Source organism: Porticoccaceae bacterium LTM1, from assembly GCA_030252795.1.
GTDB lineage: Bacteria > Pseudomonadota > Gammaproteobacteria > Pseudomonadales > Porticoccaceae > SCSIO-12696.
This window is the reverse complement of record CP127080.1, coordinates 141,485-166,839: the sequence shown is the minus strand read 5'-3', so window position 1 is coordinate 166,839 and position 25,355 is coordinate 141,485. Positions and strand designations below refer to the sequence as shown.

The following is a 25,355-nucleotide window of genomic DNA, read 5'->3' as shown; positions in this document are numbered from 1 at the left end:
TTAAAAACCGTTAAATTGACGTCGGTTCATAGTTGAGGTCGTACCCGTGCGCCAGACTGTGTGCCAGGAGCTCAGCGAGAAAATGTCCCCACTGGGCTTTTTCATCCTGCTGGTGCATCTCATCATTCGGGTAGTCGTTTCTGGGGAAGGGACTGCGTTGTCCCTCGCAGAAAACCACCTCGGCCACCCTGGCATCATGGTATAGACGGACTGTCATTACCGGCAGTGTCAACCAACTGATACCATCTGCCTTACTCTGTTTCAACGTCATCAAGGTGGTGTAGGGTGTCCGCTCCAACACGGTTGCCGTCATCTTGCGCGCCGGTCGTCCCGGCAGGGCAAAAGTGCGCGAGGAAGCCAACTGGTAGTCTGGAAACAGCTTGATCAGACGCAAGTAGTTGGCATCGCAGTCAGCCATGTACCGCCTTAAGTCCACCTTGTATCGAAATTTGCTGATAACCGCCACTGGCTCCTACCGATTCTGTTAACCAGTTGCCATTGTTGGTGATTTTTCGACCAACCCTGACAGATTGAGCTGCAACCACTGTAGGCAAATTGTGGTAGCTGCGTCTTTGCAGCGACCGGCCTGCAGGGCCTCGAAAGCCTCATCCACGCTGAGAATATGCACCAGAATATCTTCTCCTTCGACATCCAGTCCATGTATACCTCCGACCTTATCATCCAGATCGGAAAACGCCAAAAACAGATGCAGCTTTTCACTGCTACCACCTGGACTGGAGAGGTACTCCATAATGGGCTGCAATTCTCCGCAATCAATGCCGGCTTCCTCCAACAGCTCCCTGCGCGCCACTTGCTCCGGAGACTCGGCTTTATCGACCATACCGGCCACGACTTCCAATAACCAGGGGCCGGATGGCTCTTGCAGCGCACCCACTCTGAACTGCTCCACCAACGCCACCCGTTGACGACACGGATCAAATGCCAGCACCGCAACCGAGCTGCCGCGTTTGAACAGCTCCCGATCAATGGGCTCGCTCCAGCCACCGGCAAACAACCGGTGACGCAGGCGATATTTGACCATATGGTAAAACCCCCGAAACAGGGTTGTTTCTTCCATCACCTGCAGGTCTTGTGCGCCCAAACGAGGCTTGCGCCAACTCATTGTTAACCCCTTGATAACATGCGTTACTTCACTCTACCCCGCCATTATAGTTACGTCTACCAGCGCTCTTTTTCACAACATGCGTTGAATTGCAGTAGAGAGCCGTCAAATCTATGTGCTTGCAGGCTTTTTAACGCCGCCGTGGCAACGCAGATAGTTTTTCAACAACCTGCTAGACTGCCTCCATCCCAAGATGGAACAAACCCAATAAAGGACGAGTGATGAAAACTTCTTTGAGCGTTTTGGCCTCATCTGTTCTGCTGGCACTTGGCAGCACGGCTCAAGCCGAATCCCTGGCTGAAATCTATGAGCTGGCTCTGCAAAATGATCCAACTTTCCAAGCCGCACAGGCCACATACAGAATCGGCCAGGAAGCGATTGTTTCTCCCCGCAAGAACTTATTACCGGGAATTGCCGAAACTGCTACCGCTGGCTACTCCTTGGGCGCCGGTAAAAGCCGATCTCGCCTTGATGGAGGGGACCTTGAAAAGAGCCGTACAGCAGAAGGGCGTAAAACTTTCAATGTCAGCGGCCTGAGCTATAGATTCAATGTTCGAAACTGGTTTGACTTTCAGGCTGCAGGACACGATGTTGAACGCGCAGAAGCACAATTCGCTCTTGATCAGCAAAACCTGATTACCCGTGTTGTGCAATCCTATCTGGATGTATTGCGCGCCAAGGAAGCATTGGATATCGCCCGTTCAAATGAGCGCGAGTCCGAGCGACGCCTGCAAAATGCCAAGGAGCGCTTTGCTGTAGGCCTGGTATCCATTACCGACGTGCACCAGGCTCAAGCCACATACGACAACGCCGTCGTTGCCGTTCTGCAAGCCGAAGGCGAATACGGCATCCGTTTTGAAGCCCTGGAAATTCTGACAGGCCAGCGTCACTATGAAGTATCCCCCCTGAAAGATGATTTCCCCATTGAAACTCCGGAACCCGCTGATCGCGAGGAGTGGGTCGACTTTGCCTTGGAAAACAATAACAACCTGAAAGTCGCAAAGCTGACCAAAGAATCTTCCGTCGCTTCGGCTGAAGGTACCAAACTGAATTACACGCCTACTGTGTCTGTTAACGTTGGCGGCTACAACTACACTGACACTCCCGGCACAACTGTCGATTTTGGTGCCGGCCCACAACCAATTCCGGCACGAGAAAGCGCCTCCTATCGCGACGCCAATGTCAGCATTTCGGTGCCTATTTTCACTTGGGGGTTGAACGCTTCCCAGCGTCGTGTTGCCGCCCAACAGCAAGTGCAGGCTCAGGAGAATTATGTGAACGCACGGCGCACTATCGTCCAGGGTACCCGCTCGGCATTCCTGACTGCCAAAACCAATGCTGCGCGTGTTAAAGCCCTGCAATCTGCAGTTACCTCGGCTCAGAGTGCCTATGAGGCAACCCAGGCTGGCTATGAAGTGGGCACCCAGAACATTCTTGATGTGCTGTCCGAACAGAACCGTCTTTTCCAGGCACAGCAGAACTACACTAACGCCCGTTATGACTACATCAACAGCCTGCTGGGGTTGAAACTGGAAGCTGGCCAGCTGAGTCCGGAAGATATTTACACGCTGAATGACTGGCTGGACGAGCAAGCCAATATTCGCAAAGAGTAATTGCTCGAAACGAAAACAAAAAAGCCTGCGGCAACACCGCAGGCTTTTTTGTCTCTGGCTAAGAAGTGGCGTTAATTCACCGTCTCGTCGATAACCGTCAGCAGGCGATTCAGGGCTCCGCGATTCTGTTCAGCCACCGCTTTGGCGGCCAGCCCCATTTGCTGACAGCGCGAAGGATCACTCAACAAAACCTCCAGCTTTTCCGCCAGCTGATCACTGTTTTCGCAGACCTGCATTCCATCAGCCGCCAACAGCAACCGTGAGGCTTCGGCAAAGTTAAACAGATGGGGCCCAGACAACACCGGCACCGACCAGGCTGCTGGCTCGATCAGATTGTGCCCTCCCACCGGCACCAGACTGCCACCCATAAATACGATGTCACTGGCGCCACAAAACGCCAACAACTCGCCCATGGTGTCACCCAATAGAATCTGGTCGCTTACTCGTGGCGCAGCACCTTCACTTCGACGCACCAAAGTGAAGCCTCTATCACCACAAAGCTGGGCGACTTCGTTAAAGCGCTCCGGATGACGCGGCACCAGTACCAGCAGAAGGTTTGGGTGCTTCAAAAGCACTTGCCTGAACGCCGCAAGAATTTGCTCGTCTTCCCCCTTGTGTGTACTGGCCACAAGCCATACTGGCCGCTCACTGTCAGCGCGCCATTGCGTTTTTAACGACTCGGCCTTCTCGATTAACTCCGTCCCCAAGTCCAGATCAAATTTGATATTACCGGTGACGGACAATTTTTCCGTCGGCAACCCCAGCTCGACAAAGCGGTTGCCATCATCCTGATGTTGAGCGGCAATTTTCGAAACATTACCAAGCAGCGATGCTGTTAATCCGGCAACATGCTGGTAGCCCTGCGCGGACTTTTCCGACAGTCGTGCGTTGGCCACTATCACCGGAATATTGCGCCGTGCACAACCGGCGATCAGATTGGGCCATAACTCGGTTTCCATGATCACCAGCAGATTCGGTTTAACCCGTCGCAAAAACCGCGCTACCACATCCGGTAGATCATATGGCGCATAGACGTGATAAACACTGTCGCCAAAACTGGCTTTCACCCGCTCGGAGCCGGTGGGTGTCATGGTGGTAACCACCAAGTGCGCATTCGGGTAACGCTGCTGCAGCTGCTTGATCAGTGGAACCGCCGCCAGCGTTTCACCCACTGACACGGAATGAACCCAAATGACTTTTTCCGCTTTCAGTGACGGCACAAATCCAAATCGTTCCTTCCAGCGGCGGCGATAGGCAGGTGCCTTTCTGGAACGGATTAACAGTCGCAGTAACACCAGCGGTGTCACCAGATAGAACAGCAATGTATAGAGCGTGCGGGCCAAACGAGACTCCCGTTTTTTTACTTGTGAATACCGAATAAACAGCGGCGAAAGCGGGATTATCCCCGCAAAGGCTTTATACTACCAAGCTTTGTTGTCAGCACCGGAATATGCAGGGGTTTTAATGGATCAGGAAAGTGTACACGCCGACATCGCCATTATCGGTGGCGGTATTGCCGGGCTATGGCTGCTGAACCGACTCTGCAAAGAAGGCTACAACGCGGTGCTGTTTGAAGAGCGGGCACTTGGCAGCTTTCAGACTGTAGCCAGCCAGGGCATGATCCACGGTGGCATCAAGTACACTCTGGGTGGTGCACTGTCCGGTGCGTCCGAAGCCATTGCCGATATGCCAGAGCATTGGCGTCGCTGCCTGCAAGGCGAAGGGGATGTGGATCTGAGTAGTGCCCAGACCCTCAGCGATCATTTCTATATGTTCTCCAGCGCCAGTGCCACCTCGAAAATGACCACCTTCCTGGCCAGTAAAGCAACCCGTGGACGGGTCGAAAAAGTTAAAGCCAAAGATCGACCGGGGCTGTTCCAAAACGACCGTTTTAACGGCTCTCTGTACAAGCTGGTGGATATGGTTCTGGACGTGCCGAGCGTGGTGCAGGCTCTGGCCAATAATTGTCGTGGGCGCCTGTTTCAGGTGGACTGGTCTACTGACCGCTTGAATAAAAACAGTGACGGTACAGTGTCGCTGCAGTTTGGCAACGGTACGCAATTGCATTGCAAGCGCGTTATTCTCAGCGCCGGCCAAGGCAATGAAGCGCTGCTGCAAACACTGAAGGTGGACTCACCAAGAATGCAGCGCCGTCCGCTGCAGCAGGTGATGGTCAAGCACAACTACCCGCACCGTTTTTATGGCCACTGCCTCGGTGCAGAGAAAACCCCGCGCCTCACCATTTCCAGTCACCCCTGCGCCGACGGAAGCCAGGTCTGGTATCTGGGCGGTTCGCTGGCCGAGCGCAGTGTCGGCAAACCCGCTGACAAAGTCATTGACGACGCCAAGCGAGAGTTGGCCGATTTGCTGCCTTGGGTAGATCTCGGCGAAGACGCTCGCTGGGCCACCCTCAATATCGACCGCGCTGAACCACTGCAACGCAACTTTGCCCGCCCGGACAAAGCCTATGTTGCCGCAGCCAAGGGCTGCGACAATGTACTGGTGGCCTGGCCCACCAAGCTAACCCTGTCCCCCAACCTCGCCACCGAAACTCTGGCGCTGCTGGCCGAGAGCGGTGTAACACCAACCTCCGGCGCAGAGATTCCAGCACTGGATTTTCTGCCAGTGCCGCCGGTTTCCGAAACACCCTGGGAGCATGCTTTTGACTGAACAACTGCAACAGCGGCCGTTTGGCAGCACCGGAATTAATGTCAGTGTTGTGGGCCTCGGCACCGTCAAACTAGGCCGTGATCAGGGTGTTAAATATCCGCAGGGATTCAAGATTCCCGATGATCGCGACGCCTTGAATCTGATTGCCCTGGCCAAAGACCTCGGCATCAACCTGATCGATACTGCGCCGGCCTATGGCAACAGCGAAGAAAGACTCGGCAAGCTTCTCACCGGCCAGCGTCAGGACTGGGTGATCTGCAGCAAAGTGGGCGAAGAATTTGAGAACGGTCAGTCCCGTTTTGATTTCTCCACCAGACACACCCGCTTCAGCATTGAGCGTAGTCTGCAGCGCCTGCACACCGATTACATCGACATGGTGCTGGTGCACTCCGACGGCAACGACGAACGTATTATTCAGCAGGAAGGTGTTCTGGAAACTCTGGCTGAGTTAAAACAGCAAGGGAAAATTCGCGCCTTTGGCATGTCCACCAAAACTGTTGCCGGCGGCCTGCTGGCTGCGAAACAGTCCGACGGGGTGATGGTTACTTATAACCTCAACCAGCGCGAAGAAGTACCAGTCATTGATTACTGCCTGGCCCACAACAAGGGCGTACTGATCAAGAAAGCCCTGGCCAGTGGCCACGCCTGTCTGGACAGCGGAGAAGACCCGGTGCAGGCCAGCTTTGATCTGGTACTGGGTCATCAAGGGGTGAGCAGTGCCATTGTCGGTACGATCAACCCTAAACACCTGCGCGACAATGTGCTCTGCGCCATCCAATCGGCTCGCTGATTTGACATGACTGACAAACCCATCAAATTGCATTGGTCCAGTTCCAAACCCAATTTTGGCGACTGTCTCTCACCACTACTGGTTGAGCGCTTGTCTGGCCGAACAGTCAAGCTTGCCTCACCCCGCTCTTGCGACCTGGTGGCACTGGGCAGCCTGTTGCACCGCTTTAAACACAACTGGTGGAATAAGAGAGTGCATGTCTGGGGTACCGGCTTTATCGAAGCAGGTGACCAGGTTGCGCATCGCCATTATTACCATGCACTGCGCGGCGAGCTGAGCCAGAATCGCATCAATGGGCTGGAAGATTGTGTTCTGGGTGATCCCGGTCTGCTCAGCTTTATGCTGCTGGATAAAATGCCATCCAAACAGTGGAAACTGGGATTAATCACCCATTACGAAGATGCCAACAGCCCGCTGGTTAAAGAATTAATTGAGCGCCATCCACACATTAAACGCATTGATATTATGGCACCGGTACAGCAGGTGCTGAATGACATTGCCCGCTGTGAAGTGATCCTCTCCTCAGCGATGCACGGTTTGATTGCCGCTGATTCACTGGGTGTTCCCAATGCATGGATTGAGCTGTCCAATCGGGTTCGTGGTGCCGGCTATAAATTTGCGGACTACTACAGCGCTTTTGGGTTGGAAGGCGTCTCTCCCCTAACCCTCTCAGATGAGCTGGTCAGCTCAGGGCTGGACACCATCGCCAGCGAATACCAACGTCCCAATATCGATTTGGTGAAGCAGAAAATCGCCGATGCGTTCCCGTTTAAGAAAACAGAAATTTAAGGGCCGAAAAAACCTCATTAAAAAAGCCACTGCACTTTTCAATACAGCGGCTTTTTTGCGTTGGACTAGTATCTACAGGCCCTAGCTACTTTTTACTGCCTTGTATTTTTTCCACAATTGCTGTGGTCGAGCAGTTATCGTAGAAATTCAGGGAGCGAACTTCGCCGCCATAGCTCTCGACAATTTCCCAGCCAACCACCTGCTCTTTACTGTAGTCGCCGCCTTTAACCAGAATATCCGGCTTCAGCTCCTTAAGCAGGTTCTCCGGGGTGTCCTCCTCAAAAAAGACAACCCAGTCCACCGCTTCAAGACCTGCCAGAACTGCCATACGGCGATCCACCGGATTGACCGGACGACCTTCACCTTTGAGGCGAGTCACTGAAGCATCGCTGTTGATCGCTACTACCAGTCGATCACCCAGGGTGCGGGCCTGTTCCAGGTAACCCACATGACCTGCGTGAATGATGTCAAAGCAGCCGTTAGTGAATACCACTTTTTCGCCGTGGGCACGGGCGTCTTCCAGGGCAATTTTCAGCTGCTCTACTGTCATTACCCCGCGGCCAACACCTTGTACCTGATTGACAACACGACGCAGCTCCGGCGCACTGATGGTGGCCGTTCCCAGTTTGCCTACCACCACACTGGCGGCAAGATTGGCCAGCGCCACCGATTGAGGCAATGCCTCACCGGACGCCAATGAAGCGGCCAGGGTGGCAATTACTGTGTCACCAGCACCGGTGACATCGTAAACTTCCCGCGCTTTTGCCGGCAAATGCAGTTCTGGCTGATTCGGTTGCAGCAGTGTCATCCCCTGCTCGCCGCGGGTAATCAACAAACCACCCAGCTCCAGGGTCGCCATCAACTGCAGGCCTTTTTCCACCAACTCCTGTTCGCTGTAACAGCGGCCAACCACAGTTTCAAATTCGTGAAGATTGGGCGTAATCAAGGTCGCGCCGCGATAGCGGCTGAAATCCGAGCCTTTCGGGTCAACCAGAACCGGCACATTAGCGTCGCGAGCCAGTTTGATCAGTTGCTGGGTATTATTGAGCGTGCCCTTGGCGTAATCAGACAGCACTACCGCGCCCATATGCGGCAGCAGCTTGGCCAGTTTATCGGCAAACTGGGTGGAGTCTTCCGGCTCAAAGCCTTCTTCAAAGTCCATCCGCAGCAACTGTTGCTGGCGACTGATTACACGCAACTTGGTAATGGTCGGCTTGTTTTCACTGACCTGAAAATCGCAGTGAATGCCTGCCGCCTGTAAACGGCTGCTCAACGTATGGGCAGCTTCGTCTTGCCCCACTGCAGCCATTACCGAAGCACCAGAACCAAGCGAGGCAATATTGAGCGCCACGTTGCCTGCACCACCAACTCGATCTTCCTGGTTTTCCACCTTCACCACCGGAACCGGTGCTTCCGGAGAAACCCGTGATGTCGGGCCATGCCAATAGCGATCCAGCATGACATCGCCGATAACCAAAACCTGTCCATTCTGGAAGCTGGGGAAATTCAGTTTCATAAAGCCATCCACCTTTTTACTGGCGGGCATTATAACCGTGCAATGGCTCATTGTCCGCGCAACCTTCTACTCGCAAGAAAGAACAGACTGTTCTTTGCAACCGCGCCTGACTACAATGGCGCTTTTGTTGGCTAGACTCTTCCGACCAATGACTGATAGCACCCGTCCAAGCATTTTGATCATGATGCCCACCAAGCATATTGGTGACCTGCTGATCAGCATGAAGACCATTGAAACCATTAACCAAAGTGGTAACTATGGTCGCTGCTTATTAGTGGCAGATGACCGCTATCGCAATTTGCTTGAGATGTCTGCAAGCACTACACCAACCCTGTTTTACCCGCGTTCGAAGTTAACCGCGGGTTCGTGGCTTTCAAGACTCGGCACATTTCGCCAATTTATCGGGGAACTACGCAGCCACAAATACGACATCGCCATCGACCTGGACGGCACAATTCTCTCCAGCCGCCTGACTCGTTTGTGCAAGGCGCGCCACAAAATTGGGCCGCACTTTTCCAAGCGTCCGGGTGTATATCAGCAATTGGTTGACGTGGATACGGTCAATCTTCACAAGCATTGCGACTACACCAGCATGTTGAAGCCACTGGGTATTGCTGATCCGGGCAGTGGTTACCAGCAGCTCCATTCGCCGGTTGACCTGCCTGCATTGGCGAATAAATTACAGCAACCGGTTTTATTGAATGACTGCCACAAAGTAGCCTGCCTGCATGTCGGCGCCACCAAAGCTTACAAACAATGGGGTGAAGAAAAGTTTGCTGCACTCGCTGACCAAATATTGGAACAGGGTTGGCTTTGCATTTTTATTGGAGCGGGCAAAATCGATCGCTGCAGTATCGACGCCATTGTTGAAAAAATGCAACACAAACACCACAGCCAGCTTATCGACAGCTGCAACCGTCTAAATTTGCAGGAACTGGTCCGCCTGCTGGAGCGCGCTGACATTTACATAGGTAACGATAGCGGCCCCATGCATTTAAGTGCGGCCACCGGCACACTGACATTGGGGCTGTTCGGCCCTACCGACAATCGCCGCTGGAGCCCGATGGGAGAATATGCACGGGTTATTCGAGGCAGCGAACCCTGTGCCAGTGATTGTAAACGCAGCGTTTGCTCACAAAACTATCGCTGTATGCGCTCGCTGTCGGTAGAGAATGTACTGGGCTACTTTCCTGAACAAATTCAATCTGCAGGTGGCGAGAGCCTGAACCCTGCCCCGTAACGGGCATCATGTCGCGCTTTGAGTACGTTATAAATCGGCTCTACCAATAGCTGGATATTGGCGACCGACTCGTCCACCCTTTCGGCATAGGAGGATACTATCGACAGGTATTCATCCTTCGGCATTCCCGCTTCTTCACAATCCAGCATAAAACGAGCCACGTCCCGAGCCGCTGATTTATCAAATTGTCTGGTACTACGCGGTTTCACCCGATCAAGATCAACTAGCCAGATCTTTTGATTCCTCTCATCAAAGAGTAAATTACCCCATTTGAAGTCGCCGTGAAAAAATCCGGCACGGTGCAGGGCAACCATCGCTGCCAGAGAAGAATCAAGTATTGTCTTTCGTTGCTCTTTGTCCCCGGGTAATGCGGGTCCGCACCAGTGCAACAAACTCTTAAAAGGCAGTACCTGTGAAAACCACAATGCCCTTCCCGGCTCAATAGAATAGCCCCAGGATTCGGCCACCGGCGCACCCGCAGCATGTAACTGTTGAGTCATTTGATGCAACCGCCGGGCACGGTCTTTTCCAAACCAGTGCTGTAACTTACCTTTCAAGCCTTGCAGTGGAAAGCACTTACAAAAAACTTTCAGCTCGCCAACGGTAATAAGCGCTGAAAACATTGCATCATCGCGCTTGATTGCCGACTCTTTTAATAGTTCGAAATATTTACTGTCGCTACTCAGCCAATCAACAATTTCCGGTCGAGTGATATTTGAAATACGATTAGCCACGACGCTTCCTTTGCTCACGCTCGTAAAGTGCCTGCGCCTTTCGCTCCACATCTGAAAGTAGTTTTTCCTGATCACGAATAACCATCTTTAGCGACGACTGAAAGTAGTGCTTCAAAAAGCAGAGTCGATCTCCCCTGGTCAGCCCGACATCCATGGCTGAAAAATAGAGTCCGGCCAAATCTTTAAGCCGCCACCGATAAGGCGTTCGATTCCTGAGCTGGGTTCGATGCAAGTCAATCACATGCAGGCGAATATTATCGTGGTCTTCCTGCAGTGATTCCGGGTAGAGGTGAAAATGGCAAATATAATAGTCCCGATGGTTTACGCCATGGTTGTGCAACTGAGCACTGATCGTCGCCACTTTTTTTATTAACGCTCGCTTCAGTTTTAACTTTGGCGGCTGCTCCTGCCAGTTGCCACAAAAATCTTCAAGGCTGATAGAGCCCGCCAAATCTTCAGTCACCAGAAATGACTGCTGTGTAGCTGGGTTGACTCCCCTCTCACCAAAGGCAGCGGCCGTCATGGTGTCGACCCCCAACTCGTGCAACCGATTAATGGCCCGATATTCTGCGCCAGCACCAAGAATGGGCAACCGTCCCTGAGTGAGGTTTTTAACTATTTCACCCCAACCGATGCCCTTGTGAATTTTTATAAAATAACTGTTTCCAGACAGTTCAAAACGCAGGGTTTTTCGACCTTCCAGTGCGCGATAGACTTTGCCCTCCAGCTGATCTGCACATGCAAACGGATCCTGCTCCTGCCACTCTTTGGCGAACTCTTCGCGTAACCACAGTTTCATTGTTGTTTTTCTCTTGCGAATTGTTCAATCAAATCACTGGCACGTTCTGGCAAGTTAAATATATCTGCGGAGCGACCAAAGCCAATACCATTTTCGCGCCACTGCTGACGCTGCCTGGTGTCTTCCAGCATTGTTTGCAATTGCTCAGTGAACAGCTGCGCATTAAATGGTGATTTATGAATCACACCAGCCCCGGCCTCATCAATGTAATATGCAAAGCCGCAAACATCCGTGACCAGAACCGGTAGGCCAGCGACTATCGCCTCCAGCAATACCATGCCAGCTGCTTCGCTGTAGGCAGGGTGGATTAACAGATCTGCGCCCTGCAAAAATCTTGGTATATCGTCGCGTCCGGAAAAAAACCGAACCTGCTCATTGATGCCCAGCTGTTTGGCTTGCTGCAGATACCGTGCAGGATTGTCTTTACCGACCACAAACAATCGGGTTTTTTCTCGTAATTCAATTGGCAGTGCTGCCAGTGCGTCAATAGCCCGATCAACGCCCTTGGTTCGGAAACCGGAGCCGAGCAGAAGCAATAAATTATCGCGTTCAGCAAGGCCGAACTCTTTGCGAAAATTCTTACGCACTTCTTCTGCATTCTCGCCAGCCTGACGATCCCGGGCAATACCCGGTGGCAACTTATAAAATTGCGATGCAGCTGTTTGGTAGTAGCGCTGGTAGTCGTTGGCTTGTTGATCGGTCAACACAAAGAAATGGGCGTTGTTATCACTGAAGAGCTGCTGCTCAAATTCTTTAAAATGGCGATAGCGAGGCGTCATTCGGTACAACCAGCTTTTCCTGGCCTCATCCACTTTGGCGGCGTAGCAAGGGTCAGCGGCAAAATAAACATCCAGCCCCGGCATCTTGTTAAAGCCAACTACCAGATCCGGTTTCAGCTCAGAGATTTTTTGTTGCGCCAAACGGTAAAACTGCCGGTTTTTGCCATTGTTGCTGAACGCCTTAACGGGCAACAGGTGAATTCGAAATGACTCTGGCTTTGTGCCATCCCACTGGCGAGTCAGCACATGTACTTCATGACCACGCCTGGCACAACATTCGGCAATGCGATAAAAGTCTCGCTGCAAGCCGCCGTAAGGGAAGTATTTGAACAGGGAAAAAACCAGCCTCACGAATCCACCATCTGTACCGGTTGCGATTCGGAAATTGTGGTCAGCGCTTCCAGCACCTGACTTGGTGACAGATTATTAAGGCATTTGAGATGTCCCTGCGGACACTCGCGTTGAAAGCAGGGACCGCAGTCCACCGGGATCGACACAATCGCAACCTGCTCTGCCAACGGCGGCGTAAAGCCGGGCGAGGTGGAGCCGTACACCGCTACCAAAGGTCGGTTGAGGGCGGCTGCAATATGCATCAGGCCCGAGTCGTTACTGACCACAGCACTGGCCTGCGCCATCAGATCCACAGCATCTGCCAGTTCTGTATGCCCAGCCAGAACATGGGCACAATCCGGTTCGCTCAGCTGCTCGACTATGGCCTGCGCCACTGGCTGGTCTTTACCGGAGCCCATAATCCAGACCTGCCAACCGTCGGCAATTTTTTGTTCCGCTACCGCCGCATAGTGGGACTCCGGCCATCGCTTGGCGGGGCCGAACTCGGCACCCGGGCACAGCACCAGCACAGGCCTGTCGAGATTCAAGCCGAACTTTTCCAACAGCGCAGGGACACTTTCCGGCTCCACCCGCAAGCTCGGTTTTGGCGGCTCGGGCAGATCGTGATTTTTGGGGTACGCCAGGGCGGTGAAGCGCTCCACCATCAGTGGATAACGCTGCTTGTCCAGCGGTCGCAAGTCGTTGAGCAAGCCGTAGCGCATCTCCCCTTTCCAGCCCGTGCGAAGAGGAATTTTTGCCAACCAGGGAATCAGTGCAGATTTCAGTGAGTTAGGCAGCAAGATTGCCTGATCGTAGCTTTTGTCACGCAGTTCACGCGCCACCTGTTTACGCAAACCCCACTGCAGGCTGCCGTGACCAACAGGCATAGCGATGGCCTCGGTAATCTCAGGCATGCGCACCAGCAGAGGCCGGGTCCAGGCTGGAGCCAATACATCGATCTGGCACTGCGGGTACTGCTGCTTGAGGGCGATAAACAGCGACTGCGCCATCACCATATCACCGACCCATGACGGGCCGATGATAAGAATTTTTTGTGGAATGGGTAAGCTCAAAGCGCTCTCACTTCTGTTGGTGCCAATCAAAGCGTTGGCAGCAGCTGCTTCCAGATCGCTCTCACTTGCTGGCGCTGCTCGATAAACTGTTCGGCATCGACTGTGCCCGGCTGCTGTTGCAATTGGGCCTTGTGCCCAGCAATACGATAGGTTTTATAAGCTTCTATCAGTTGCTCTACCTGTTCGCTGGCCAGTTTGCCGCTTTCCGCCAGACTCTCCAGAATACGAATATTATCGCTCCAACGCGCCAGTGCGGGGCATTCATTGGCCCACGCCAAAACCGCAAATTGAACCATAAATTCAATATCGACGATACCGCCGCTGCCCTGCTTCAGGTCAAAGCGGTCACTCGGGGCGTTATTGAGATGCTCGGCCATTTTACTGCGCATCTCGGCCACTTCTTTGGCCAGCGCTGTTTGACTGCGCGGCTGAAGCATTACTTGTTCCCTGACCTGGTTAAATTCTTTCACCAGCTCAGTATCGCCGGCAATCGCTCGAGCGCGCACCAATGCCTGGTGCTCCCATGTCCAGGCATCATTGAGCTGGTACTTGGCAAATCCCGCCAAAGTGGTAACCAGCATGCCGGAGTTGCCGGACGGGCGCAGGCGCATATCCACTTCGTACAGCACGCCTGTAGTGGTCTGGGTGGTCAGCAGGTGTATCACCCGCTGTCCGAGGCGCAGAAAGAATGTGGCGTTGTCGATAGGTCGCTCACCGCTGGTGCGCAGGTTCGGGTCGGCCCGATAGAGAAACACCAGGTCAAGATCGGAACTGTGGCCCAGCTCGATACCGCCCAATTTGCCGTAACCGGTTACCAGAAAACCGGGTTTTGGTTCGCCCTCTTTCCAACCGGGCTCGCCATGGCGTTCCACCAGTTGCTTCCAGGCCAATTGCAGTACCTGCTCGATCAGCACTTCAGCAATCCAGGTGAGGTTGTCGCTGACCTTCATTAGCGGCAGCGCATCAGTCACTTCGCATGCCGCTACCCGCAGGCTATTGGAGCGCTTGAAGTAGCGCAGTACTTCCAGCTGGGCCTCCAGGTCATCTTCGGGAATGCGCAATAATTGCTGGCGTAATTCATCTGCCAACTGGAATTTGTCGTGCGGGCTGTAAAGGGTGCGCGGATCCAGCAATTCGTCCAACAATGCCGGCCAGCTGGCTATCTGTTCGCCGATCCAGGGGCTTGCTGCACAGAGCCTAAGTAACTGCTGCAAAGCACCCGGATTCTCTACCAGCAGTGCCAGATAGGCGCTGCGCCGCGCCACCGCTTCCACCAGCTTCAACACTCGTTGTAACAGTTGCGATGAATTTTCCTGCTCGGCACAACCCAGCAATAAAATGGGCATTAAACGGTCGAGTCGCTCGCGGGCACTGGCTTGCATCAACTGGATAGGTTTGCTGGCCAGTAGTGCGAACAATTGCTGTTCGCTGCCCTCGGGGTCTTCAAAACCGAGCTCCCCCAATGATTCGGCAAGCGGTTTTTCCCGCTGTACCATTTGCCACAACAGCTGCCCAGCTGACACATCCTGAATGTCCTCAGCCCCCCGCTCCCCTACCGGTACCGAAACCACCTGAGCAAACTCGTCCTGAATCACCTTTCGGTGGGCAGACAGCTCACTTTCGAATTCGGGCCAACTGCCACATTCATTCAGCGTTGCCACCCGCCATCTGCCCAATTCATCACTCGGCAGTTGTTGCGTTTGACGATCGGCTATTCCCTGTACTGCGTGCTCCACCCGTCGCAAAAACCGATAGGCTTTGATCAGTTCGTCGGACTTACCCTCGGGTAGTGCATGCAGCTCTTCCAGTAACGGCAATACAGTCAGCAAAGCCGGCTGCTGCAGCCGCGGATCGCGACCGCCTCGAATTAACTGAAATGCCTGCCCGATAAACTCCACCTCGCGAATGCCGCCAGCACCGCGCTTGATATCATTATGCGCACCCGTGCGGTGTACCTCGTGCTCAATCAGAGCTTTGATTTCTCGCAGTGCTTCGATGGCACCAAAGTCGATGTATTTGCGATAGGTAAAAGGTCGCAATGCCTCCAGCAGTTTGCGTCCCGCGGCCAGATCACCCGCTACTGGCCGCGCCTTGATCATCGCAAAGCGCTCCCAGTCTCGTCCCTGGGTTTGATAATAGGTTTCCAGTGCGTCGAAGCTGCCTACAAGCGGGCCGCTGCCGCCGTAGGGACGAAGCCGCATGTCAACACGAAACACAAACCCATCGACGGTGCGTGCATCCAGTGCCTGAATCAATTTTCTACCCAGACGCTCAAAAAACTCGTGATTGCTGCGAGAGCGACCTGTGCCACTGTCGTCTGTTTCACCGGATTCCGGATATGCAAAGATCAGGTCGATATCTGACGAGACATTTAGCTCACCAGCACCGAGCTTACCCATGCCCAGTACCACCAATTGCTGTGGTTTGCCGGAACGCTGGCCAATTGGAACTCCGGATGTTGTGCAGCCACTCTGATAGAGGTAATCAAGTGCAGTTTGCAGACAGCACTCCGCCAATGCCGTCATATCGGCGGTGGTGGCATCAAGGTTGGCCTCACCGGCAAAGTCACGCCAGATAATGCGCGCCATTTCGCGGTTGCGAAAGCGCCGTAGCTCTGCGGCCAGGCTGGTCTCGTCACTCACTTTACCGAGCAGGGTTTGGCCAAATTGCCGCCACTCTTTTGCAGGGTAATGGCGGTTCAAGTCACCGCTATCCACCAGCTCCTGAAATCGTTGCGAATGTCGACAGGCGTAATCAGCAACAAAGTCGCTGCAGCCCCAGACCAGCTGAAGCTGTTGGAAAAATTTGGGATTGCCAGCGGACTGTTCATTGAGCCAGCCTGCCAAAGTCTCGCCACCCGTCTGGCAAAAGTGTTCTCGCCACTTCTGGTACTCGCCCAGAATGGCATCGGGTAGGGTTTGGTTTGTAGACATCGCCAGCCTTATTTACCGGAGTCGGGAGCCACCCGCATTACTTCTTCAATCGAGGTTAGCCCCACGCCCACTTTCTGGGCACCGGACAGTCGCAGGGTGCGCATCCCCTCTTTCATGGCCTGCAGGCGCAACTGGTCAAGATCGACGTTTTCCTGAATCATTGGTCGCAGTGTTTCGCTCATCGGCAAAATTTCGTAGATGCCCTGACGACCAAGATAACCAGTGCCGCGACACTCCAGACAACCTACTGCGCGATAGACCTCTTTCGGCGGTGCCACTTTCCAGGGACGAACCAGTTGCTGCCATGCATCAGCTTCAAGCGGCACTTTTTCCTTGCAGTGCGGGCAGAGCGTGCGCAACAGCCGCTGTGCCATCACCCCGTTCAGTGTCACGCGAATCAGGTGCGCAGGAATACCAATATCGAGTAATCGGTTGATAGCCGTCGGTGCATCATTGGTGTGCAGGGTAGAGATCACCAAGTGGCCAGTCAGCGCCGCTTGGGTAGCCATTTCAGCTGTTTCCCTATCGCGAATCTCGCCCACCATGATGATGTCCGGATCCTGACGCAGCAGGGTTCGAATACCGGCGGCAAAATCGAGATCAATCTTGTGGTGCACCTGAGTCTGGTTGAAGCTATCCACTACCATCTCGATGGGATCTTCCACGGTGCTGACATTTACGCTTTCCGTGGCCAGCATTTTCAGGCTGGAATAAAGCGTGGTGGTTTTACCAGAGCCGGTCGGGCCGGTAACCAGCACGATGCCGTGTGGTCGGCTGACCATTTCCTGCCAGCGCTTGCTGTCTTCGCCCACCAGGCCCAGCTCGCTGAAACTACGCAGCAGTACATCGGGGTCAAAAATCCGCATTACCAGTTTCTCACCAAAGGCGGTTGGCAGTGTCGATAGACGCAGTTCCACCTCGCGACCTTCCGGTGACATGGTTTTTATTCGGCCATCCTGGGGCTTGCGCTTTTCTGCGACATTCATTCGCGCCAGCACTTTCAGGCGGCTTGTCATCGCCACCATGATTTGCAACGGCATCTCGTAAACAAGGTGCAGTACGCCGTCAATACGGAACCGAATTTTGCCCTTCTCGCGACGCGGCTCAATGTGAATATCGCTGGCTCGCTGTTCAAACGCGTATTGCAGCAACCAATCGACAATCGCCACGATGTGCTGATCCTGGGCATCCGGATTGGTGAGATTGCCCAGCTTCATCAGCTGCTCAAAATTGGTTACCGCCGAAGTATTGCCTCCGGTTTGTTTGTCGGCGCCCACAATTGAGCGCGCCAGCGAATAGAATTCAACCTGGTATTTTTCAATATCAGCGGGATTGGCGACCACGCGTCGCACTTTTCTGCGGGTTACCTGTTCCAGTCCGGCCACCCACTCTGACGTGTACGGCTCGGCGGTTACGATCAGCAGTTCATCCTTTTGCGCATCAATGCACAAAATGCCATGTCGTTTTGCAAACGCAAAGGACATCACTTCGCTGACTGCCGCCACATTAATTTTCAGCGGATCAATATGCGCCACTTCAAGACCGGCACGATTCGCCAACCATTCGGTCAACAGATCCAGGGTTAGCGTGCGGCCTTCCCTGCGATTATCCTCGGGCTGCTGACTGGCGATGTAGACCAGCGGGTGGAGCAAAGCCTGTTCACGACTTCGCGTGCTGCCTGCAATAACATTCACGGTTTCCCGATTGATCAAACCGTCTTCTTCCAGATCACGCAGTAAACCGCGCAGATCCAGCTTTCGATCAAAAGTCGCCGCTTCAGTCATTTTTGCCACCAACAGTTATACTTTTAAACGATTGTAGCGCCTCTCTTGCCACAGGAACACCAAACATCCTGCAAACTGCTGTGAGGATTGGCTTTGTGGCGTTAAGATGCGGATATTGATCAGCCTTGTCAGGAATCGATTCATTGGAAAATTACGTAAAGTTTTTTCGGGACTCATCCCCTTACATCAATGCCCACCGTGGTAAAACCTTCGTTATCGCGTTAAGTGGCGAAGCTATTGAGCACCCAAATATTGCCGACATTATTCACGATGTAACGCTGTTAAACACCCTCGGTATTCGCGTGGTTTTGGTTCACGGTGCTCGCCCGCAATTAGATGCACGCATGGTCAATTGCAACCTCAAGAGTGAATTTTGCGACAATATTCGAGTTACGGACCAGGCCACTCTGGGATGCCTCAAAGATGCCATTGGCAGTACCCGTATCAGCCTTGAGGCGCTGCTTTCGATGGGCCTTCCCAACTCTCCCATGCATGGTGCGAGTGTTCGTGTCGTCAGCGGAAATTTTGTCACTGCCAAGCCGCTGGGTGTTCGAAACGGCGTAGACTTTCACCATACCGGCGAAGTCAGGCGTGTCGATCGCACAGCAATCGAGCATCAATTAAATCAAGGCGCTGTAGTAATTGTCTCGCCACTTGGCTACTCCCCGACTGGTGAAGCCTTTAATCTCAGCCTGGAAGAGGTTGCCTCGCAAGTCGCCATTTCTCTGCACGCCGAAAAGCTGCTCTATTTCATTGAAGGTGAGGGCATTCAGGATCTTCAGGGGCAGTTGCAGAAGATGATATCTCTAGCGGATGTCAGCCAGTGGCAGTCAAAACTGCCAAGCGACAGTGATCAATTTGCCGCACTCAACAGTGCGTATCAGGCCGTGAGTAAAGGAGTACCTCGCTGTCACCTTCTAGGTTTTACCAGTTCAGGGGCACTTTTGCAGGAACTGTTTACCCGTGAAGGCGCTGGCACCCTTATCCTGAAGGAGAGTCAAGAGCACATTCGTCAGGCAACCATCGACGATGTTGGTGGTATTTTGGATTTGATCGCGCCCCTTGAAGAGCGTGGCGTTTTGGTCAAGCGATCAAGGGAGTTACTGGAGGCAGAGATCTCCCGCTTTTTCGTTATGGTTCACCCTGAAGGTATGCTGGTCGGGTGTGGGGCGCTTTACCCGATTAACAAGCAATCTGGTGAACTGGCTTGCCTGGTAAGTCATTCGGAATTTCAAAATCGGGGGCTTGCTAAACGGTTACTGGCGCATATTGAAGAAATTGCATCCAGACAGAGCATGACCCAGCTATTTGTTTTAACCACTCACACAGCACACTGGTTTGTTGAGCAAGGTTTCCAGCTCACTGATGCCAGTCAGCTTCCCGAGCCGCGTCAGTCATTGTACAACTTACAGCGTAAATCAAAGGTGCTGGTAAAAGGGATATAAGGGTTGTTTCTCTAAATCCCACCCCACCAAATTCCGCTCACTTTACACTCAAAAAAAAGCCGGCTTTTCAGCCGGCTTTTTATTAGTTAGCAGCTTGCTGCAAACTCTTGCGCATATCATCCAACGCTTTTAATCGAGTGCGCTCATCTTCAACATATGAAACCCAGTTCTCTGCTTGCTTTTTGGTTTTGTCAAATTTCTTTGCTTTAACAAACGCTTTTTCGGCAGCAGAGTATTGCTTCAGGTAATAATGGGAAATTCCCATGTATATCCAGGTTTGGCCTTCATTCTTCAGGTTACCTTTAGCAATGGCTTTCTTGGCAGTTTCAATAACTTCTTTGTCTCTACGCACCACGCTGTACATGGTCACCAAACGCTCCATCAAACGACCGTCTTCGGACATGTCTGCAGCACGTTCCAATACCGGGATGGCTTTATCTGTCTCCCGGGAATTGTAATAAGCTTGTGACAGAACATCGTAGTTTTTGATGGTTTTAGGCAGGTGCCCATTATCCAAACCCCACTGCAGAACTTGTGCCGCCTCGTAAGGAGCTTCCATCTGCAGGTAGAGGTAGGCCAGGTTTTTCAGATAGCCTTCCTGTGTCAGCTTCTCCTGCATAAACAGACTGTCATGGGCGACGAGATGATCCATCGGCCGCTCCAACTCACTGTATACAGTACCTAACTGTTCCCAGTACTTAACCTTCGGGTAATGGCTTACCAGATTGACGAGAATATCTGCGACTTTGCGGATGTCTTTTTTGTAGTAATAGCAGTAACGCTGCAGAACCCACCAAGACTCTTCAGGAGTTTTGGCTTCTGCTTCAAAATCGGCAATTGCCTGTTCCAACCAGCGCAATGTTTTGGCCATGTGGTCGCTGGCTTTTGCAGATTCTGTTTTAGCGTCATTGGCGCGACCACTCTTTTGAAATTCTTCCTGACGGTCAGAGTGGTACTGGAAAGCAACAAAGTGTGCCTGTGCCAGTGTGTACTTGTCTGAAGCTGTAAATATTTCAGCGATCCCTTTCCACTCGTACAGGTACTCCAGGGCTTTATTAAAATTGCCATCCTGCAGATAGAGCTGGCCAAGAGTTTTCAGGGCATTAGAAACCTGTGACAGAGGCACAGCTTCGTGATACTTGAGAAATTCCTCATACGCCTGAATAACTTTCGGGAATTGCTCCTTGTTGTACCAATAGACAGATTCCATTGTCCAATACGCAGCTTTCTCGGCATCGTTATAGCGCGAAAAACGCTCTTTAAGTTCATCGAGATACTCACGAGCCTTTGGCAGGTTCGGTTGCTCAATAACCTTCTCGGTTTTTTCGTCTTTTTTGCCGTTGATAGCTTCCCAAATCTTGGTTTGCATCTCGTAAAAGCGCTGGCTCATTGCTTGAAAGCGCTTGGTCTTGGTTTTGGCATACTTGGACGGTGTTTCTTCCTCGGCAGCTACTACCCCACCCAGATCAGCAATTGGTGCCAAAACTGCTGGCGCCGAATATACTGCCAAGGTCAGCGCAGCCATACCGATGGCTTTTTGCAAGTTTCTGATTGTGAATCTCATCGTTTACCGTTACTCCGATATGTTCAATGTGCGCTATGACTTGCCAAATTCAATATCATTAATGTGAATCTAGTATCAAGCCAATCTTGCGCAACACGTTTGGCACATCTACCGCCTTGGGCTCGAGTTGACACTAACTGACCGCGAGGCTGACTACCTGCAACTGATTGAGGTGATGATTTTCATCCTCTACATAAGCCGTTGCAGGCAGTCATGGCATTGTTATGCCTGGCACCACCGCAGCACCCGAACTGGCTGCCAATTTTGTGATTGTTGTTCTAGTTATTTTCACGCATTCATACAAAAGTAATTACTTCGCCCGAACCAGGCCAAATAGCCTGGAACAGTACTATTACTTTTCAAGTTCAAATGTGAATTTGTGAAGAACTCCAGCCACTTCCACCGGGTCGCCATCGACTACCCGAGGCTTATACTTGAGCTTAGTTGCCGCACGAAGTGCCGAGCGGTTAAAGATGCTGGTATCACGCCCTTTGCTGTCCTTCGCTTCAACCACAACCGGATCAACAACCGAACCGCTTGTTGTGATTGTGAATTCGACGACCACGTAGCCTTCAACTCCACGTTGGAGAGCATTTTGAGGGTACTGTGGAGCAATCTTCACAATGGGGATGTATTCACCATCGCCACCCATACCACCGACCTGAATGGCACCTTTCACATCCATCACAGGCATGTTCAGCTGTACCACTTCAACGACATCTTTAACATCCAGATTCTCACGAGGCACCTTGGGCGGCGGCTCAATGACTTCGTTGGGTTTCTTCGGCTTAAGTACTTTCAGGTTGGCTTCAAGCTCAACATCTTCCTGCCAAATATCGACAATTCGACGATCTTCTGGCGGTTTCTTATCAACATCACCCATTTCAATGAGTGTGTACATAAGTACAAGTAATCCACCTGTGACCGCGATTCCCAGGATCACAGATAGCCCATAACGTGCTGACTTCATATCTGTTACTCCTTCCTAGTAGATACGGCGATCTTGGGGATATTCAGCTCTTTGGCTGCGTCGGCTACCAGAGCGACTTTTTCAAGATTTGAGGCAGCGTCTGCAATTATCACCAGACCACCTTTTGGGTTTTCCAAGTAAAGACGTTGGATAGCCAGTTTGACCTCACTTTCTTCAATTTTCTTCTTGTCGATATAGATTTCATTGCTATCGGTAATTGCCACAAGTACCGACGTTGCAATAATTTTGTCGGTTTTGGCAATTGATTTATCAACTTCCTGTCCAGGAGTCTTGATAAATGTCGCGGTCACAATGAAAAAGATCAACATGATAAACACCACGTCGAGCATGGGTGTCAGGTCAATGGCCTGGCCTTGCTCGGGTGCTCTGCGTGACTTATCGCGCATGATTAACTCTCATATTTCAGGCTGAAATACCTCCCCGCAGGGAGGTATCCCAATCAGTGATCCATGGTCAGATGGTCTTCCAGCAACGATTTCTCACGTGCGGTAACCCTGTCCAGATAGGTGTAACCAAACACCCCGGAGATTGCCGTCACCATACCAGACATGGTAGGAATCGTTGCCTTGAACACACCGCTAGCCATCGACTTGGCGTCACCACCACCGGTGATTCCCATAATATCGAATACATTGATCATCCCCCATACGGTACCCATGAGGCCAAACAGCGGCGCCAGGGCTACCAGGGTTTTGATCAGTGTCATATTTTCATCGATCTTTATGCTCACTCGGGAAATGATGGCTTCACGCACCTGATGGGCGCGCTTGGAGCGGCGTTCAGCACGCTCCTCCCATGTATCGATGGCGGCCTGGACATCCCCTTTCAGGGATGTCTTGAAGTACCACACGCGCTCGAAGATCAGGGTCCAGAGCAGTAACAACAGCGGGACAATGCAGTACTTAAGTACTTCCCCGCCCATGTTAATGAAGTCCCCGATGCCTTCAAGGGCATCCATCAATGCGTACATGATTAACGGCCCTCGGCGTTCTCAGCCACAATGCCGGCGCTTTGCTCTTCCAACACGTGGAGGATGCGCTGTGCGCGGCCATTAACGAAGGTGTGCAGCAGTACAGTTGGAATCGCAACACACAGACCCAGTACAGTAGTTACCAGCGCCTGGGAGATACCACCAGCCATGTTTTTCGGGTCACCAGCACCAAAGATGGTGATTTGCTGGAAGGTCACGATCATACCGGTCACGGTACCCAACAGACCCAGCAGCGGTGCAACCATGGCGATAATCTTCAGCAGGTTGAGACCTGACTCAATGGCCGGACGCTCTTTCAGCACGGCTTCGTGGAGTTTCAGTTCCAGTGACTCAGCATCCATACCCGGATTTTCCTGGGCTACCTTCAAGACGCGACCCAGCGGGTTATTGGTGTTAGCTTGTGTAGTATCACGCAACTGGCTGTTCACACGGGCAGACAAGCCAGAAAGAACCATGTAGCGCCACAGGGCCAGCAGGATAGCTACCACACCGATACCGGAGATAATGTAACCCACGATGCCACCTTCATGCCATTTCTCGGGAATGGTCGGCAGGTCCACCAGGGCAGTCATCAAGGTGTCACCCTGGGCACCGGAAGGGTCAATACCGGTAGCATTGAAGCCACTTGAAGAGTTCTGCAGGGATTCAATGGAGCTGGTGTACTTGGTTTGCGGCTGACGCGGCAAAGTAGACAAAGTGCCATTATCGTAGTTGAGGTATTCACCTTCAGAAGCAATGCCGTAGGTACCAATACGAACCACTTCGCGCTCTACTTTTTCACCTTCATCGTAGAAACTGGTAGTGAACTTAACCACTTTCGCAGCTTCTGCCATCTCTTCGTACATCAGCAGCCACATGGCTTCGATCTCTTCTACAGAAGGCAGCTCTTTTACTGAACCTGAAGTTTTGGTAATCAGATCAGCCAGCTGTTTGCTGCGATTCGGGTACTGGACGCTCACCAATGAGCGATCAATAGTCGATGCAACGTCGCCAGCGGCAGCAGAAAGGTGACCAAACAGCTCTTTCAGGGAGCCCAGGCGCTCTTCATACTGGTCTTGCAGATTGGTGATAGCGCGCTCGTTATCGGCAAACTGTTTTTCCAGCCTGTCTGAACGGGCTTCTTCAGCTTTCAGGGTAGCTTTTGCCTGATCCAGCAGACGCTGCTGGTTGGCACGCTCACGCTTGAACTCGGCTTCACGTTGAGCCTGTTCCTTGGTTTCGCTGAGCTTTTTGTTTTTGATCAGCTGAATCAGCTCATCAATACTTTTAGCCGGCTCATCGCTACTTGCTGCAATCGCTGAAACACTAATCAGGCCAGCGAAAACAGCCGCCAGGCCACGTTGTAAAATACGCTTGTTCATTATTGTGCTACCTCCGGAGCTTTAACCGGCAAAGTCAGGATGTCACGAGTGGCCGTTTTCTTGGCGATACGAATGGCATTGGCAACAGCGCTACGGTAAGTACCTGCGTCCAGCTCAACCCATTGACGGTTATCCTGATCCCAGACACCAGTGTGCTCTTTGTCCTTGGTCTGGTAGCACAGAGCGACACGACCCAGGCGAAGGATATCTACTTGCTTAACCACGCCGTCGATCTCGATTTCCTGGCTGTAGGTATCCAGCGAACCAACGGCACCGTATTCAAGCTCATATTTGTAAACTTCAAGCACACGGCGGAATTTCTCAGCCACGGTCATATCGGAACGGCCGATGTCATTGCGCAGCTGTTCAACTGCATTACGACGCTCGTCAAGACGGAATGGCAGATCCAGTTGAATATAGTTCTCCACAGCATCAACCATGCGGATTGTCAGCGGCGGCATTTCGCGCTGGGTTTCCTGAACATTGTCGATGTTCTTGCGGATGTTGGCCATTTGACGCTCTTGGTGAGCAATTTGCAGTTCCAGCGTCTCGTTATAGAGACGGGTGCTTTCAATCTGTTTGTTAACAGTGTCGAAATCCACCGCAATGTTGTCGGTTTGCTCGGCAATCTTGTCGATGCGTTTCTGAGACGCGGCAGAGGAAGCAACCTTCTCTTTGCCTTCTTTGAGAACGTCTTTGACACTGCCAGCCTGCACGGTTACAGCGCCCATAGCGCCGGTCGCCAGTGCGGTGGCAAGAGCCATCACTTTCAGTCGATGCTGTTTCATACTTCCCTCGATGTGGGTCTTAAGCAGTTTGGAAATCTGTCT

Annotated in this window: 22 protein-coding genes; 6 read left to right on the top strand and 16 right to left on the bottom strand. The window is 52.4% G+C overall.

The window, feature by feature from the left end; all coding sequences use genetic code 11:
* Positions 1-10: 10 nt before the first annotated feature.
* Together QP938_00795 and QP938_00790 are read right to left on the bottom strand one after the other, a co-directional pair.
* Positions 11-418, bottom strand: coding sequence for a DUF1249 domain-containing protein (locus QP938_00795; GenBank protein ID WIO74472.1), 408 nt, complete (start codon positions 416-418; stop codon positions 11-13).
* Between the two features lie 66 nt (positions 419-484).
* Positions 485-1,123: an NUDIX domain-containing protein gene (locus tag QP938_00790; GenBank protein ID WIO74471.1), complete on the bottom strand. Its 639-nt coding sequence runs from the start codon at positions 1,121-1,123 to the stop codon at positions 485-487.
* 221 nt (positions 1,124-1,344) lie between these two features.
* Between QP938_00790 and QP938_00785 the strand changes: the two genes are divergently transcribed.
* Positions 1,345-2,736 carry a TolC family outer membrane protein gene (locus tag QP938_00785; GenBank protein WIO74470.1) on the top strand — a complete coding sequence of 464 codons (1,392 nt, stop codon included), beginning with the start codon at positions 1,345-1,347 and terminating at the stop codon, positions 2,734-2,736.
* A gap of 71 nt (positions 2,737-2,807) precedes the next feature.
* Here QP938_00785 and waaA read toward each other — a convergent pair whose 3' ends face one another.
* Positions 2,808-4,079 carry a lipid IV(A) 3-deoxy-D-manno-octulosonic acid transferase gene (waaA, locus tag QP938_00780; protein WIO74469.1) on the bottom strand — a complete coding sequence of 424 codons (1,272 nt, stop codon included), beginning with the start codon at positions 4,077-4,079 and terminating at the stop codon, positions 2,808-2,810.
* 121 nt (positions 4,080-4,200) lie between these two features.
* Between waaA and QP938_00775 the strand changes: the two genes are divergently transcribed.
* The 3 genes from QP938_00775 to QP938_00765 are packed head-to-tail and all read left to right on the top strand — an operon-like array spanning position 4,201 to position 6,985.
* Positions 4,201-5,406: an FAD-dependent oxidoreductase gene (locus QP938_00775; GenBank protein ID WIO74468.1), complete on the top strand. Its 1,206-nt coding sequence runs from the start codon at positions 4,201-4,203 to the stop codon at positions 5,404-5,406.
* Positions 5,399-6,196, top strand: coding sequence for an aldo/keto reductase (locus QP938_00770; GenBank protein ID WIO74467.1), 798 nt, complete (start codon positions 5,399-5,401; stop codon positions 6,194-6,196). Before QP938_00775 ends, QP938_00770 begins: the two co-directional genes overlap by 8 nt.
* 6 nt (positions 6,197-6,202) lie before the next feature.
* The gene (locus tag QP938_00765; protein WIO74466.1) at positions 6,203-6,985 is read left to right on the top strand and encodes a polysaccharide pyruvyl transferase family protein; all 783 of its coding nucleotides are present in this window, start codon (positions 6,203-6,205) and stop codon (positions 6,983-6,985) included.
* A gap of 85 nt (positions 6,986-7,070) precedes the next feature.
* Here the strand turns inward: QP938_00765 and hldE are convergent, their stop codons facing one another.
* On the bottom strand, positions 7,071-8,501 hold the full coding sequence (gene hldE, locus QP938_00760; GenBank protein WIO74465.1) for a bifunctional D-glycero-beta-D-manno-heptose-7-phosphate kinase/D-glycero-beta-D-manno-heptose 1-phosphate adenylyltransferase HldE: 1,431 nt from the start codon (positions 8,499-8,501) through the stop codon (positions 7,071-7,073).
* Positions 8,502-8,649: 148 nt separating this feature from the next.
* Here hldE and QP938_00755 point away from each other — a divergent pair, with 148 nt between their 5' ends.
* Entirely contained in the window at positions 8,650-9,741 is a 1,092-nt protein-coding gene (locus QP938_00755; protein ID WIO74464.1) for a glycosyltransferase family 9 protein, read from the top strand.
* On the opposite strand, the gene QP938_00750 is transcribed toward QP938_00755, so the two are convergent.
* The 6 genes from QP938_00750 to QP938_00725 are packed head-to-tail and all read right to left on the bottom strand — an operon-like array spanning position 9,702 to position 18,173.
* A complete protein-coding gene (locus tag QP938_00750; GenBank protein WIO74463.1) occupies positions 9,702-10,475 on the bottom strand; it encodes a lipopolysaccharide kinase InaA family protein in 774 nt (257 codons plus the stop codon). The two genes, QP938_00755 and QP938_00750, sit on opposite strands and share 40 nt — an antisense overlap.
* On the bottom strand, positions 10,468-11,274 hold the full coding sequence (rfaP, locus tag QP938_00745; protein WIO74462.1) for a lipopolysaccharide core heptose(I) kinase RfaP: 807 nt from the start codon (positions 11,272-11,274) through the stop codon (positions 10,468-10,470). The genes QP938_00750 and rfaP overlap by 8 nt, the downstream gene beginning before the upstream one ends.
* A complete protein-coding gene (locus QP938_00740; GenBank protein WIO74461.1) occupies positions 11,271-12,404 on the bottom strand; it encodes a glycosyltransferase family 4 protein in 1,134 nt (377 codons plus the stop codon). Before QP938_00740 ends, rfaP begins: the two co-directional genes overlap by 4 nt.
* Entirely contained in the window at positions 12,401-13,456 is a 1,056-nt protein-coding gene (gene waaF / locus QP938_00735; protein ID WIO74460.1) for a lipopolysaccharide heptosyltransferase II, read from the bottom strand. The genes QP938_00740 and waaF overlap by 4 nt, the downstream gene beginning before the upstream one ends.
* A gap of 26 nt (positions 13,457-13,482) precedes the next feature.
* Positions 13,483-16,389: a bifunctional [glutamate--ammonia ligase]-adenylyl-L-tyrosine phosphorylase/[glutamate--ammonia-ligase] adenylyltransferase gene (gene glnE / locus QP938_00730; GenBank protein WIO74459.1), complete on the bottom strand. Its 2,907-nt coding sequence runs from the start codon at positions 16,387-16,389 to the stop codon at positions 13,483-13,485.
* A gap of 8 nt (positions 16,390-16,397) precedes the next feature.
* On the bottom strand, positions 16,398-18,173 hold the full coding sequence (locus QP938_00725; protein WIO74458.1) for a GspE/PulE family protein: 1,776 nt from the start codon (positions 18,171-18,173) through the stop codon (positions 16,398-16,400).
* A 143-nt stretch (positions 18,174-18,316) separates the two neighbouring features.
* Here QP938_00725 and argA point away from each other — a divergent pair, with 143 nt between their 5' ends.
* Positions 18,317-19,618 (top strand): amino-acid N-acetyltransferase, encoded by a 1,302-nt coding sequence (argA, locus tag QP938_00720; protein WIO74457.1) that lies wholly within the window; start codon positions 18,317-18,319, stop codon positions 19,616-19,618.
* An 82-nt stretch (positions 19,619-19,700) separates the two neighbouring features.
* Here the strand turns inward: argA and QP938_00715 are convergent, their stop codons facing one another.
* The 6 genes from QP938_00715 to QP938_00690 form a co-directional block, all read right to left on the bottom strand.
* On the bottom strand, positions 19,701-21,182 hold the full coding sequence (locus QP938_00715) for a hypothetical protein (protein WIO74456.1): 1,482 nt from the start codon (positions 21,180-21,182) through the stop codon (positions 19,701-19,703).
* A gap of 352 nt (positions 21,183-21,534) precedes the next feature.
* A complete protein-coding gene (locus tag QP938_00710; GenBank protein WIO74455.1) occupies positions 21,535-22,152 on the bottom strand; it encodes a TonB family protein in 618 nt (205 codons plus the stop codon).
* A gap of 5 nt (positions 22,153-22,157) precedes the next feature.
* Positions 22,158-22,559, bottom strand: a complete 402-nt coding sequence (locus QP938_00705; protein WIO74454.1) for a biopolymer transporter ExbD — start codon at positions 22,557-22,559, stop codon at positions 22,158-22,160.
* Positions 22,560-22,612: 53 nt separating this feature from the next.
* Positions 22,613-23,143 (bottom strand): MotA/TolQ/ExbB proton channel family protein, encoded by a 531-nt coding sequence (locus QP938_00700; GenBank protein ID WIO74453.1) that lies wholly within the window; start codon positions 23,141-23,143, stop codon positions 22,613-22,615.
* A 2-nt stretch (positions 23,144-23,145) separates the two neighbouring features.
* Positions 23,146-24,525: a MotA/TolQ/ExbB proton channel family protein gene (locus QP938_00695; GenBank protein WIO74452.1), complete on the bottom strand. Its 1,380-nt coding sequence runs from the start codon at positions 24,523-24,525 to the stop codon at positions 23,146-23,148.
* Entirely contained in the window at positions 24,525-25,313 is a 789-nt protein-coding gene (locus QP938_00690; GenBank protein WIO74451.1) for a DUF3450 domain-containing protein, read from the bottom strand. Before QP938_00690 ends, QP938_00695 begins: the two co-directional genes overlap by 1 nt.
* Positions 25,314-25,355 lie beyond the last annotated feature (42 nt).

Excerpts from the sequence above, each read along its gene's own strand:
- QP938_00755 (WIO74464.1), top strand. The coding sequence starts at position 8,650 with ATGACTGATAGCACCCGTCCAAGCATTTTGATCATGATGCCCACCAAG.
- QP938_00705 (WIO74454.1), bottom strand. The coding sequence starts at position 22,559 with ATGCGCGATAAGTCACGCAGAGCACCCGAGCAAGGCCAGGCCATTGAC.
- QP938_00785 (WIO74470.1), top strand. The coding sequence starts at position 1,345 with ATGAAAACTTCTTTGAGCGTTTTGGCCTCATCTGTTCTGCTGGCACTT.
- hldE (WIO74465.1), bottom strand. The coding sequence starts at position 8,501 with ATGAAACTGAATTTCCCCAGCTTCCAGAATGGACAGGTTTTGGTTATC.
- QP938_00690 (WIO74451.1), bottom strand. The coding sequence starts at position 25,313 with ATGAAACAGCATCGACTGAAAGTGATGGCTCTTGCCACCGCACTGGCG.
- glnE (WIO74459.1), bottom strand. The coding sequence starts at position 16,389 with ATGTCTACAAACCAAACCCTACCCGATGCCATTCTGGGCGAGTACCAG.
- QP938_00715 (WIO74456.1), bottom strand. The coding sequence starts at position 21,182 with ATGAGATTCACAATCAGAAACTTGCAAAAAGCCATCGGTATGGCTGCG.
- QP938_00710 (WIO74455.1), bottom strand. The coding sequence starts at position 22,152 with ATGAAGTCAGCACGTTATGGGCTATCTGTGATCCTGGGAATCGCGGTC.
- QP938_00695 (WIO74452.1), bottom strand. The coding sequence starts at position 24,525 with ATGAACAAGCGTATTTTACAACGTGGCCTGGCGGCTGTTTTCGCTGGC.
- QP938_00700 (WIO74453.1), bottom strand. The coding sequence starts at position 23,143 with ATGTACGCATTGATGGATGCCCTTGAAGGCATCGGGGACTTCATTAAC.
- QP938_00790 (WIO74471.1), bottom strand. The coding sequence starts at position 1,123 with ATGAGTTGGCGCAAGCCTCGTTTGGGCGCACAAGACCTGCAGGTGATG.
- QP938_00765 (WIO74466.1), top strand. The coding sequence starts at position 6,203 with ATGACTGACAAACCCATCAAATTGCATTGGTCCAGTTCCAAACCCAAT.
- QP938_00775 (WIO74468.1), top strand. The coding sequence starts at position 4,201 with ATGGATCAGGAAAGTGTACACGCCGACATCGCCATTATCGGTGGCGGT.
- QP938_00795 (WIO74472.1), bottom strand. The coding sequence starts at position 418 with ATGGCTGACTGCGATGCCAACTACTTGCGTCTGATCAAGCTGTTTCCA.
- QP938_00725 (WIO74458.1), bottom strand. The coding sequence starts at position 18,173 with ATGACTGAAGCGGCGACTTTTGATCGAAAGCTGGATCTGCGCGGTTTA.
- rfaP (WIO74462.1), bottom strand. The coding sequence starts at position 11,274 with ATGAAACTGTGGTTACGCGAAGAGTTCGCCAAAGAGTGGCAGGAGCAG.